This window comes from Palleronia sediminis, from assembly GCF_004358695.1.
GTDB lineage: Bacteria > Pseudomonadota > Alphaproteobacteria > Rhodobacterales > Rhodobacteraceae > Palleronia > Palleronia sediminis.
Genome location: NZ_SNAA01000008.1, coordinates 18,237 through 31,229 on the forward strand (window position 1 = coordinate 18,237; position 12,993 = coordinate 31,229).

Below are 12,993 nucleotides of genomic sequence, written 5' to 3' on the forward strand. Positions count from 1 at the left end.
CCCATTGTTCCTCCTGCTATCCTCTCAGGTATACTGCGATAGCAAGCGGAACGAATGATCATCATGGCCATTGCGCTGACACCTGTCCGAGAGGGCGAGCTATGGGCCGGGGCGACTTGGACGGTCGAAGACGAGGATGTGTTGGCCGGGCTGATTGCGCGCGTGGCCATCGGCCAAGCCCGAGTTGCCGAGCGAATTCTAAATGAAGATGGTCTGATAGACGTCGGCTACCCGATGGGCGGTCATGAAGGCGCGCGCAAACTCCTCGAGGTTGGCCCCACTGGAGATCCGGCCCATCGTGATGGGTGGATGTTCCAAGTCATCTCGTGGATTGCCGCGCACCGATCAGGCAGGCCAGGCGTGATCCGGTCGCCGCATATGCGGCATGCTGACAAGGGCCTCGATGGCCTCATGGTGGAGTTCGACGACACGGAGATCGCGCGTGTCGTGATCTCTGAGGAGAAGGCAACGGGCAACGCGCGAACCATGGTCCGGGATCGGGTCTGGCCCGAGTTTCGGGACTTTGAGACAGGCAGACGCGATGCCGAACTCAATGACGGTGTCTCAACGTTGCTCGCGGATGGGGGGTATCCAAATCCCGATGCTGTGGTAGCCGCTATCTTGTGGACCGAGAAGCGGGCCTACAGGGTTGCCGTGACGATCGACGACACGCACGCTTCAGAGAAAGGCCTCAAGGCTCTCTACAAGGGCTACGAGACGGCGGTCTCCGGCGAGATCGGCCGGCGCCGGGCGGAGACCTTCCAGGTCCAGGACCTTCGGCCCTGGTTCGAGAGTATCGCGGTGAAGGCTACTGCCATCATCAATGCCGAGGAGGCCGCCATCAATGTATGACGAGAGCACGGCCGCTCTGATCCGATCCGCCCCAGACCTACCAGGCCTCGATCGAGACCGCTTGCCAGATCATCTGTCGCGAGCCTTCGCCGAAATCGTGTCCGCACGCATCGCCTTGCGTGGGGCCGAGACGCCTGCTGGGGATATCAGAGAGACCATCGCATTCGCGCGGAAGCTTGCCGCGACCAATGAGGTGTTGGTCACGACGAGCCCTGAACGCGAAAACCGCCGCGCTGCAAGCTTCGTGGCAGCGTCTGCGCATCAACTCGTTCACCAAGCCGAAGCTCTTCTCGTCTCAGCTAATCGGACGACCGCATTCACAGCGGACGCTATCACCGCCGACGTATCAGCAATGCTCCTCTTCTTGATCGCCGGCTCGTCCGCCGACGCCACCGAGGTCGCGCGGGCGCTTCGCTCGCCAGAGGACGACCGGCTTCAGCATGAACTTGTGCTGAACCTTGGCTGGCTGGCACGTGGAATGATGGGGACGATCCTCAACCAAGAGAGAATTCCACTCGCCGAGATAATCTCTGGCGAAGGCGTCGATGGCACGCGAGCCGCGAGAGCGCTTTACCATCGACTTCTGGAGGGCGTCCGAGCCTTGGCAGCCGTTCTGGGGGGCATTCCGGACGCGGATCGGGACCGGCCTAACGCGCTCTTTCGTGGCGTCGCGAAGTCAGCGAAACCAGACGATGCGATCGCGGTCGAAGGCCTGCCTCCGATGCCGGTCGCCTCGTTTCCAGGCCCGTTTCACCTCGCAAGACTTCTCGAAGCGGCAAGTTCGGCGCTACTCGAGGCGGCTGTCATCAACATCAACCCGCCGGACGGTGTGCCCGCAGGTCGCTGGTATCATTCGATGGCACGAATCGCGAAAAAGAGGCCTTACCTCTGGCCAAACCATCTTGCCGCCATTGCGGCGGGCTATCTCGAACCGGGAACATCCTGTGCCGTCGGGTTTCCGACGGGGGCGGGTAAATCGACTACCGCGCAGCTGAAGATGCACGCAACTCTCTTGCGAGACCGGAAGGTGGTATTCCTCGCGCCGACCCATGCGCTGGTCGATCAAACGGCCCGGGACCTCCGGGCCGCCTTCCCGAACACCAGTGTTAAGGGCCAGCGCGCAGAGGAGTTCGAGGAAGGTGCGCTGCCCGAAGAGCTGCCCGACATACTCGTGATGACCCCGGAGGCATGCCTCTACGCGAGTCATATTGAGCCTGAGAGCTTCGCAGACGTCGGACTGTTGATCTTCGATGAATGCCATCTCATCCATCCGAAGACTGACGGGGATCGGCGGGCCATCGACGCTATGCTATGCCTGATCCGCTTCAGCCGAGTCGCCCCGGAAGCGGACCTCGTCCTCCTATCGGCGATGATGAAGAACACGGGAGAGATCGCTGGCTGGCTTGGCGAGCTAACGGGGGGGGAACCGAATGGACGCCGATCAATCCCCCTCGAGGACGTTTGGAAGCCAACCCGGCAATTACGGGGGTGCGTCGTCTATGATGCAGGCGAGATCGAACGTCTGAACCAGAAGATCGGGAAGGCGTGGCAGAAAAAGACTACTAAATTTCCGCCCGCGAGGCTCAAGAGGGAACTGTACGCGTCACCATTAGGCCTGTTCAGTCTGAAACAGACATGGGCCTCAACGAAACGCGAGGACTATACCCTGCTCTCGCTTTTGGATCATGAGGTCCTGCTAACGGCGAACGACTACTGGAGACTTACCCCTAACTCGGGCGAGCTTGCATCGCACATCGCTGCATCGGCCTCAAAGGCGGGGCTCCGGACCCTCGTCTTCTCCCAGTCAATCCCGAACGCATGGTCGATCGCCAAGAAAGCGTCGGCGATCATCCACGCACCACCGACCGACCTCACGGAAGTCGAAAAGAACCTGTATGAGACGGCTGCTGACGAAATGGGCGACGCGAGCGACGTCTATCTCAACGTTGAGAACGGCGAACTGCAAAGCGCTGCCACGGCGCATCACGGCCTCTTGCTGCCCTACGAACGAGATTTGGCCGAGAGGCTTTATGCAAGAGAAGGCGCCCTGCGGGTTCTCGCAGCAACCCCGACCTTAGCGCAGGGAATGAATCTACCGGCCGATCTGGTGATCATCGCCGAAGACAGCCGCTTCGATCGTGAAACACAGCGACGCGATCTTCTCGACGCGGCCGCATTGCTGAACGCCGCCGGGCGGGCAGGACGGGCGGGTCAGAGCGCGTCAGGTATAGTGCTGGTTGTTCCAGGCAAGGTCGTTCCTCTCTCGGATGTGGACGGGACGATTGGCAGTCAATGGACCGAGCTACGCCAGATTTTCAGTCAGTCTGATCAGTGCTTGGTTCTCGAGGACCCCTTCGAAGCCGTCATGGATCGCGTCCATGACAGAGCGCAGGAAGCCGGAGACCTTGAACGGTATGTCGTCAGCCGTTTGATGGAAGCGCCTTCGGGCGGCGAAGAACATGGCTCGCCTCGGATTGATCTGTCTCGAAGCCTTACGGCATTCCGGAAGCGAAAAGCCGGCGACGAACATTGGGTTGCGAGCCGTACTGAGGCCGCCCTTTCTGTCATGTCCGGTGCCGATGAAAATGAAATTGTGCTGGATCAGCGATACCGCGACCTCGCGTCCATGGTGGGCCTCCCAGAGGACCTGCTTAAAGCTTTGTCCGACGCGCTTGCCGAAGCTCCAGATGACATGGGAAGCACAGTGGCCGGGATCTGCGGGTGGATGTTCTCATGGATGGAAGCCAATCCGGCCCATCTTTTCCGAATGATAAAGCCTTCGACCTTTGAGGATCTGTTTGGGAAGGCCTACAGAGATCTGGCATCGGACGACGCGAAAGCGCAGCATGCAGTTGCCAAGCTTGAAGCGACTCTGCGACTATGGATGGGCGGCACGCCGCTGAAAGAGATGCAACCAACAATATCGCCTAAGGGGGCTTCTTCGCAGTTCTCACCTGACGCACGCAAGTTTGTTATCCGCATGATCCCAGAATTGGCACATGTGATGGGTTTGCCTTCTCGGATAATGCAGATATTCACGCGTGGGGGATCTGAGCCGAATACGGTGGAGGGGGCCGCCTCCCTCCTCCTTGCTCATGTCTGCGTGCGACGAGGCCTTCGAGACGCAGAAATGGCAGCGTTTTCGATGTTGGGTGGCGCGTTGCCTCGAAGAGCAACCCATCGGGCGTTCGAGGAGGTTCGCCCGCATGTGGCTGAAGCAGAAAGCGTTGAGACGCTCGAAAATCTCAAGGAAAGGGTTCGTGCGGGAAAGAATCTCAAAGAGGCGGTAGAGGCTTTCTCAAGTATCGATACGGGTTCTTTTGACGGCACCTAATCGTCAGGAGGTGCCGCGTCAGTTTTGTAAGTGGCAGGGTATTCCGGGCTATCTGTGGGAACATGTTCAGAGAAAGACTCTTGAGAAGGTGCATTGTGTGGAATGCCTTGCAGAGGTTGGCTTTGATCACCTAAGGTCCACGGTCTCGCGCTTGGAGCGAATGCTTGGATTCCGCCCATCCTCGTCGATCGACCCGTCGCCCCTAATTCCTGGCACGTATACAACAAGCTGGCGCTTATCTGGGCTTCAAACGCGTCCCACAAGGTTCCCCGCTGTCCGATATCTGATACCCCTCGGATAATACTGACAATACGGTGCAAATGAACCTCGCCTCAAAATCTTTCCTGAGGTTCCTGGTCGACCCTCTCAGTCGACATCCAAGGTCCTTGACTCTGCAAGACAGGGGCATTGCGGCACGCGGGGCGGGTTCGCCCTGGATAGGTTTTGACGCTATCGCGACGCGCCCCTCAGTGAGGAAAGGTCTGCTCTCTTCGTCGCTGTCGCTCGATCTTGGGCACGACCGAAACCTGACCTTGCCAGCGGTGGAGCCATATGCGGCCACAACCTTCGCAGAGGCGGTGACGACCGCCTGGACGAGTTTCAATCGGGCGGAGCTGGAGAAGGAGGACGCCGCGGTCCGGCGCATCCTGCATGCTCTCGATGTGCTCAAGGCGCCGGATGTTTATCCTGCCGCATGCCACGTAGCGCCGCTGACGCGCGACGCTGCCGATCTGAACAACCGTGTGCTTTCTAAGTTGAACGCGGAAGCCGTTGGCGAAGAAGTGATGTCCCGGATCGCCCCGATCGTGGCCTTCGCTGCCGATCCGAACCCCGTCCGGGCGGCGGCTATCGAGACGTTCGTGGAAGCTCAGCTGCTTCGTTGGAAGGATTTCTTCGACACGGTCGAGTCCATGCCACTGACGCCGGAACAGCGTTTGTCGGTGGTCGTCGACGAAGACGCGACGCTGGTTCTGGCCGGCGCGGGGTCGGGCAAGACAAGCGTGATCACGGCCAAGGCCGCATACCTGGTGAAGGCGGAGATACGGAAGCCAAGCGAGCTCCTGCTCCTGGCCTTCGCCAAAGATGCTGCAACCGAGATGTCCGAGCGCATCGAGGCGCGGTGCGGGGTCCCCGTGGCGGCGCGCACCTTCCACGCTTTGGCCTACGAGATCATCGGCGAAGTGGAAGGGGAGAAGCCCCCCTTGGCGCCGACCGCGACGGACGACAAGGCGTTCTTGTCCTTGATGAAAGATATCCTGCGCCACCTCGTGGCTACTGCCAGCGATGTCGCACAGACCGTGATCGGCTGGTTCGCCGGTTTCTTCGACGACTTCCCGACGGAGTGGGACTTCAAGAGCAAACACGAATGGTATGCGCAGATCGAAAGCCGCAACTTACGGACGCTGCAAGGCGAGACGGTGAACAGCTTCGAAGAGCTTTTGATCGCCAATTGGCTGTTCCGGAACGGTATCGCCTACGAATACGAGCCGACCTATGAGCACAAGCTCGAGAAGACCGGTCGCCGCGTCTACACACCCGATTTCCGGCTGATCGAGAGCGGCGTCTACATCGAGCATTTCGGCGTGCGCAAGAAACGCGGCAGGGACGGCAAGGAGGAGCTGACCACGGCGCCTTACGTCGATCGCGATGAATACCTGGAAGGCATGGATTGGAAACGCCAGGTTCATGCCGAGCACGAGACGGTGCTGGTGGAAACCTACAGCTGGGAGCGTGAAGAAGGTCAGCTACTCGACGCGCTTGCCAAAAAGCTCGAACCCCACGTCACTCTACGGCCGATCCCGGATATCGCGATCTACGACCGTGTGGCCGAGGTCGGGGTGGTCGATAGCTTCACTTCGCTGATGGGCACCTTTCTGCGTCACTTCAAGAATGGCGGCTACCGGGTCGAGGACTGCTCTGACAAGGCGAAGACGTTGAAAATGGGCAAGCGGGCGGAGGCCTTCCTAACGATCTTCGGAGCCGTGTTCCGGGAATATCAGTCCCGTCTGGGCGATCGGATCGACTTCGAGGACATGGTGAACCGGGCTACCTCCCTCGTCGAAAGCGGGCGCTACCAGAGCCCGTTCCGACATATCCTTGTCGACGAGTTTCAGGACATCTCAACCGGGCGGGCAAAGCTGATCCAGGCACTCAAGCGCCAGCATGCCGATGCCAAGGTGTTTGCCGTCGGCGACGACTGGCAGTCGATCTACCGCTTCGCCGGATCGGACATCCACATCATGCGCAACTTCGGCGCGGAGTTTGGCGGCACCTATGCGGGCGCCACCGGCGTCCATCGCACCGTCGATCTTGGCCGGACCTTCCGATCCGTCGACAAGATCGCCTTGGCGGCCCGTCGCTTCGTTCTCCGTAACCCCGCTCAGATCACCAAGACGGTGATCCCGGCAGGCGAGACGGACGAGCCGTCGATCAGGATCGCCTGGACTCGGCGCGACACCGGGGAGACGACCTTAACCGACGCGGTATCTACTCTCGCCGCCACAGGAGGAAAGGGTGGTGGGAAGCCGTCCATCCTCATCCTCGGGCGTTATCGTTTCCTGCGGCCCGATGTGGCGCGGCTCCAGCGTCAGAACCCCGGGGCGACGATCACCTTCAAGACCATCCACGCATCAAAGGGCCTCGAGGCTGATCACGTCATCATCCTCGGTGCCGACAACGCCAAGATGGGCTTTCCTTCGATGATCGTCGACGACCCTCTGCTCAGCCTGGTCTCGCCTGAGGCTGAGCCATATCCGAATGCAGAAGAACGGCGCGTCATGTATGTCGCCGTGACCCGGGCCCGGCGGACCGTAACCATCCTTGCCTCCGAAGCGCGCCCCTCCGTCTTCGTCGATGAGCTGATAAAAGAGCCCGAATTCGGCGTTGTTGTGCCCTTGGAGGCCCAGAAGCACACGCACACATGCCCCGGGTGCGGTGGGCGCCTGCTCCACATGGCCGGCAAGGACGGTCGCGACTGGTATCGCTGCGAACACGTGAAGCTGTGCGGCGGTCGCATGCCCGCGTGTCCGGCCTGTGGGGTCGGCCTTCCGGTCCGTTGTCAGACCCGTGGAGAATTGGTTTGCGGAGATTGCGGCCAGAGCCAGCCGGCCTGCCCCAGCTGTGACGCGGGGTGGCTCATCGAACGGCGCGGCCGCTATGGCGCGTTTCTTGGCTGTGTCCGCTTCCCAGAATGTGATGGCAAAGCCAAGCTGCAAAAAAGCGCATAACATGCTGAGAGAGCACGACCCAGCCATCGGCAAGACGTCCGACGGAGGTCCGCAGGCAGCCGACTGATGACCTTTATAGATACTGACGTCGATGAGCAGACTCGGAGCCGGGTTCATACGCAGGGTGTTATATCGCCAAACCCGGATTCAGCCTGCTTTTTAAGCTCAACCTCCGCGATGGCGTGTCTGTCTTTCCAGTCGCCCGAGATAAGGACCCCCACAATGATCCTACCAATTCCGCGCAATGTGGTCTTGCGCGGAAAAACTGGAGACACGCCAAACTTGAGGTTCTCAGGAGGTCACCGACTGGTGCACTTTGAGCGCTTTGCTCACACCCGACTTGACACCATATCCTCTAATCGCCCATATTTAATATACATGTCAATCAGTTAGCATAGAATCCTACCACCCCAACCAGTTTCCCGACAGCAATCCGACACGCGGCGCGCCGCTAGTCCCTTAGCCCACCTCTGCGCGCTCTTGGGCGGCCGTGCCGAAACGCGGCACATCCGCCGCCGCCATGCCGCGCGCGGCCAGCAGCGTGTCGCGCACATAGGCGATATGGGCGGTCTCCTCGATGATCTCGGCCAGGTATTGCGCCGCCATCAGGGTCGGGCCGACCCCGATCGTGCCGTGATTGGCCAGCACCGCCGCGCGGATCGCGGGATCGCGAAAGACCGGGCCGATCTCGGTCTCGGTCTGCGGCCCGCCATTGGCCGAAAGCGGGATCAGCGGCATCCGCCCGATCTTTTCGATGGTCTGCACCGTCAGGCACGGGATCTCGATGCCGGCGCTGGCATAGCCGGTGGCCCAGGGGCTGTGGCAATGCACGATGGCGTTGATATCCTCGCGGATGCGGTAGAGTTCGAGGTGGAAATCGAGATCCTTGGACGGCTTGAGCCCGCCGCCCGTCGTCGCGATCCGTCCGTCCAGCCCGACCACCTGGAGGTTCTCGCGACTGCATTCCGCGAACCCGACGCCCGAGGGCTTGATGACGATGGCATCGCGCGCATCGAGCCGCACCGACAGGTTGCCCCCCGCATTGGTCTGCAACCCCACCTCGAAACAGCGCCGCGCGGTGGCGATCAGCGCATCCATCTTGTCATGCAGGTCGGAACGGTCAGTCATCTCGCATCCTTTCGGTGAGGGCCTCGACCGCGGCACGCGCCACGGCGGGATCGTTGATATGGGCGTCCATCCGCGCGGTGGTGAAGCGTCGGGCCGCCCGCTCCAGCCCCTCGGCCAGGATCGCGCGCAGCCCCGCATCCTCGATGGCGCCGCCCGGCGCATCCTCGTGGCTGAACCCGCCCATGGGCAGGATCACGTGGCAGGGCGCGGTCGAACGGTTCAGCTCGTCCGCCAGCCGCGCGGCCTGCGCCGCCATCTCGTCGGGGGTAAGCTTCACATGGGTGAACTGGCCGGTATGGCGATAATGCGGACGGGCAAGATGCCCCGGCGCGACGGTGTCGCAGGCGCCCAGCCCGAGAAAGTTCAACCCCCCCGGCAACACCACGCGCGGCAGGGCGCGCGCAGCCGAGAACCGGCCGGGCATCGCCACGTGATCGCCCGCGATGGCGATACGGTTCAGCTCGTGCGTGGTCAGGTCGATGACGCCATCGGCGCCGTCCTCGGCCAGGAACCGCGCCATGGCCGCGCCGCCGAAGCCGTTGGCATGAAACACGACCGGCTCGAGCCCCGCACGCTTGAGCGCCTCGACCGCGGCCGTGCCCGCCCCGCCCGTGGCCCCCAGCGTGGTCAGAACGACCGACCGCCGGCCCGACCGCGGCACCGGCCGCGCCCGCGCCAGCCCCGCCACGGCGGCGGCGGTGTTCTCGTAGACCTGGTCGAGCATCGCGTTCGCGCCCTCGATGTCGCAGAGCGTCGGGATCAGCGTGATCGCGCAATCGGCCAGCATCGGGCGCGGGTCGAAGGGCAGCGTGCTGACGAGGATCTTGGGATAGGTCGCGGGCAGCCCGCGCAGCGCCCCCATGACGATCTCGGCCCCGGTGCCGCCGCCCATGCCGACCGCGGCTACGCAATCGGTGCAGCGCGGCGCGATCCGCGCCGCCGCCTCGGCCGCGCGGGCCTGCATCAGCGCGACCTTTTCGGCGCCCGACACCCGCCCCGGCCCGGTCTCGAGCGAGAGGTCGATCATCTCGACCGTCAGCCCATGCGCCTCGAGCGCGCGGCCGAGCGATTCCAGCGCGTCGCGCTTGGTCTGGAGGGTGCCCATCAGCAGCACGCGCGCCACGGCGTCAGCCCTTGACCGCGCCCGCGGTCATCCCGGTGATGATCTGGCGCGAGGCGAAAAGCGTGAACAGGATCGGCGGGATCGCCAGCAGCATCCCGGTGGCAAAGATCGTGCCCAGCCCGTCGAACTCGGAGGCGTTGTTCACGATCAGGATCGGCACGGTCATCGTGTCGCGGTCGGCCAGCGCCGAGGCCAGCAGGTACTCGTTCCAGGCGATGCGGAAGGTAAAGATCGAGGCTGCCGCGAGGCCCGGCTTTATGAGCGGCAGCACCACGATGAAGAATGTCTGGAACGGCCCGGCGCCATCGACGCGCGCCGCCTCTTCGAGCGAGCGGGGCACCTGCACGATGAAGCTTTGCAAAATCCAGATGACGAAGGGCAGGTTCATCGCGACATAGATCAGGATGATGCCGCCATGCGTCCCGGCAAGGCACACATCGCCCCGCCCGCCGAACGTGTCGCGCCACCACGCGCCCAGCCCGTAATCGTTATCGAGGCAGAAGGCGTTGTTCCACAGCCCGAACACCGGCACCAGAAGCACGGCGGGCGGGATCATCCGAACCGCCAGCGTCGAAAGCGACAGGCTGTCGCGCCCCATGAAGCGGAACCGCACCAGCGCATAGGCGGCCATGCAACCCATCACCAGCGTCAGCGCGGTCGAGACCAGCGCGATGATGATCGAGTTGACGAAGGCGCCGCCGAACCGGATCTGGCAGAACCGCAGATGCTCGGGCTCGTACCACAGGATGTCGCAAAGCGCGGTCTCGTAATTGCGGATCGTGGGCATGAAAAGCAGACCCCCCGCCCCCGAGGTGATATCCACGTCGAGTTTCAGCGAATTGACCAGAAGCAGCAGGACCGGCCCGATCGACATGAAGATCAGCAGCGCGATCAGCGCGTAGAATGCGGGGTTGGCGCGGGGGCGCGCGGCGCTGGCCATGGCTCAGCCCTCCTCCTGCTCGGCCGCGAAACGCAGGCGCCGTGCGCGGGCCTCCTGGAACCGGGTAAAGGCGAACATGCCCAGCGTCAGCACCATCAGAAGCATCAGCAGGTAGTTCGACATCGCCGCCGCCTCGCCCAGCTCGCGGAACTCGCGCGCGGTGCGCGCGATGCGCAGCGCCAGGATCTCGGTCGAGAGGCCCGGCCCGCCGCCCGTGAGCACGAGGATCACCTCGAGCACCTTGAAGGCGTCGATCAGGCGCAACAGCATGGTCACGATCAGCACCGGCGCCATCAGCGGCAGCTTGATATGCACGATCTGCTGCCAGCCGGTCGCGCCGTCGATCCGCGCCGCCTCGAGCGCCGAGCGCGGCAGCGATTGCAGCGCGGCCAGCGACAGGATGAAGATGAAGGGCGTCCATTGCCAGATATCGGCGATGATGACGGACAGAAGCGGATGCTGCCCCAGCCAGTTCACATCCGGCAGGCCCACCGCCTCGAGCGCGCGGTTGAACGTGCCGTAGGTCTGGTGGAACATGTAGCGCCAGACCAGCCCCACCACGACGGGCGCGATCATCATGGGCAGGATGAACAGCGTGCGCAGCACCGACATGCCGCGCAATTCGCGGTCGAGCATCAGCGCCAGCCCGACGCCCAGCACCATCTCGACGGCCACGACGCTGAAGGCAAAGACCATCGTGACCCAGAAACTCTCGTGGAATGCCGGGTCGGCCAGCAGCTTGGCATAGTTGGCCAGCCCCACGAACTCGGTCTCGGACAGCGATTGCGACGGGTCCCAGTCGCGGAAACTGCCCCAGATCATGTAGCCGATCGGGTAGAACAGCGCGAGCAGCATGACCACCGCCGCCGGCGCGACGAACAGGTAGGGCGTCAACCGGTTCAGCATGGGGGCGCGACGGCGCAGGGGCGCGGCGGCATTCGCGGTCAGGCGGGGGCTGGTGGGGCGCGCCATCGGGGACATACTCGCAAGGGAACGGAAAAAACCGGGGTCGGGCCCGCCCCCGCGAACGGGGGGCGGGCCTTGGGCGCGCGTTACTTCCAGAGGTAATAGCCCTCTTCCTCCATCAGCGCGCGGGTGCGCTCGGCCACGCCGTCGAGCGCCTCCTGCACGTCGAGATCCTCGGTCAGGACCTGGCTCATCGTGGTGCCGATATCGGCGTTGATCCGGCCCCAGGCGGGGATGATCGGGCGCCAGTCGGGATCGGCGTATTCCAGCGCCTCGCCAAAGGTGGCCGACCAGGGGTATTTCGCGTTCAGCTCCTCGTTCTGGTAGGTCGAGAACCGCGACGGGTTCCCGCCCGCCATGGCGACGGCCAGATCGCCCTCTTCCGAGGTGAGCCACTGCATCAGCAGGAACGCGGCCTCGGGGTTCTCGGCGTTCTTCGGGATGGCGAGGCCGAACCCGCCGGTCTGGCTGGCGCGGATCACGCCGCCCGGATGGGCCGCGTAGCCGACATTGCCCGCGACCGTACTGCGGCTTTCATCCTCGAAGGTCGAGGCAAAGGCGATCGAGTCCAGAAACATCGCCGCCTGCCCCTGCGCGAATGCGTTGGCCGCCTCGGACGGGCCGAAGGCCGACGACCCTTCGGGGCCGCAATCCACGATGGTCTTGAGCGCGTTGGCCGCCTCGACACCGGCCTCGTTGTTGATGATCGGCTCCCAGTTGTCGTCGAAGACCCGCCCGCCCAGCGGCGCAAGGTGCAGCAGGAACGCATGGCTCGCCTGATGCCCCGAGGCCGCGCGGCTGGCGATGCCGCCCATGCCCTCTTCGAGCTCGGGGATGCGGCAGGCCAGGTCGAGCAGCGCGTCGTAATCCTCGGGCACCTCGAGCCCGTGCTTGTCGAAGATGTCCTTGCGGTAATACAGAACCGAGGTTTCCGAGCCGAAGGGCAGCCCGAACAGCGACCCGGTCGGCCCCGGCAGGTAGCCCTTTTCGCCGCCCGCGACACCGATATTCTGCAAATAGCCGTCGATCAGCCCCTCGGGGTTGTAATCGGGATCCGACAGCGCCGGGTTCATGAAGAACCGCGCCAGCGGCTCGATCTGGTCGGCATAGACGTAATCGGCCTTGGAAAAGACCACGTAGGAGATCAGGTCGTATGCCCCCTCGTCCAGCGACAGCTCGAGCGTCTGGCGCTCGCGCATGTCGAGATAGGGCAGCATGTCCACCTCGACCTCGATGCCGGTTTCCTCGGTGAATCGGGGCAGAACCTCCATCACCGCGTCGTAATGCGGATGCGCGGGGAAGTTCACGACAAGCGTGGTCCCCTCGTAGGGCGCATAAGGCCCCTCCTGCGCCGATACGGCTCCGGCGGTGGCCATCGTCGCGGCGATGGCCGTTGTCGACATGAGTTTCAGCATGGTTTCCT

The 12,993-nt window shown here is 63.2% G+C and carries 8 protein-coding genes; 3 read left to right on the forward strand and 5 right to left on the reverse strand.

Going from position 1 to position 12,993, the window contains the following annotated elements; translation table 11 throughout:
• The first annotated feature begins 54 nt into the window (after positions 1-54).
• The 3 genes from E2L08_RS08440 (at position 55) to E2L08_RS08450 (ending at position 7,413) form a co-directional block, all read left to right on the forward strand.
• On the forward strand, positions 55-852 hold the full coding sequence (locus E2L08_RS08440) for a hypothetical protein (RefSeq protein WP_240758170.1): 798 nt from the start codon (positions 55-57) through the stop codon (positions 850-852).
• Positions 845-4,186, forward strand: coding sequence for a DEAD/DEAH box helicase (locus E2L08_RS08445; RefSeq protein WP_133396637.1), 3,342 nt, complete (start codon positions 845-847; stop codon positions 4,184-4,186). The genes E2L08_RS08440 and E2L08_RS08445 overlap by 8 nt, the downstream gene beginning before the upstream one ends.
• 542 nt (positions 4,187-4,728) lie before the next feature.
• Positions 4,729-7,413: a UvrD-helicase domain-containing protein gene (locus E2L08_RS08450; RefSeq protein ID WP_133396753.1), complete on the forward strand. Its 2,685-nt coding sequence runs from the start codon at positions 4,729-4,731 to the stop codon at positions 7,411-7,413.
• Positions 7,414-7,872: 459 nt separating this feature from the next.
• Here E2L08_RS08450 and E2L08_RS08455 read toward each other — a convergent pair whose 3' ends face one another.
• The 5 genes from E2L08_RS08455 to E2L08_RS08475 form a co-directional block, all read right to left on the reverse strand.
• Entirely contained in the window at positions 7,873-8,541 is a 669-nt protein-coding gene (locus tag E2L08_RS08455) for a class II aldolase/adducin family protein (RefSeq protein ID WP_133396638.1), read from the reverse strand.
• Positions 8,534-9,664, reverse strand: coding sequence for a Tm-1-like ATP-binding domain-containing protein (locus E2L08_RS08460; RefSeq protein WP_133396639.1), 1,131 nt, complete (start codon positions 9,662-9,664; stop codon positions 8,534-8,536). The genes E2L08_RS08455 and E2L08_RS08460 overlap by 8 nt, the downstream gene beginning before the upstream one ends.
• 4 nt (positions 9,665-9,668) lie before the next feature.
• A complete protein-coding gene (locus E2L08_RS08465) occupies positions 9,669-10,604 on the reverse strand; it encodes a carbohydrate ABC transporter permease (RefSeq protein WP_133396640.1) in 936 nt (311 codons plus the stop codon).
• Between the two features lie 3 nt (positions 10,605-10,607).
• A complete protein-coding gene (locus tag E2L08_RS08470) occupies positions 10,608-11,576 on the reverse strand; it encodes a carbohydrate ABC transporter permease (RefSeq protein ID WP_240758171.1) in 969 nt (322 codons plus the stop codon).
• Between the two features lie 80 nt (positions 11,577-11,656).
• Positions 11,657-12,985, reverse strand: coding sequence for an ABC transporter substrate-binding protein (locus E2L08_RS08475; RefSeq protein ID WP_133396641.1), 1,329 nt, complete (start codon positions 12,983-12,985; stop codon positions 11,657-11,659).
• Positions 12,986-12,993: the final 8 nt, after the last annotated feature.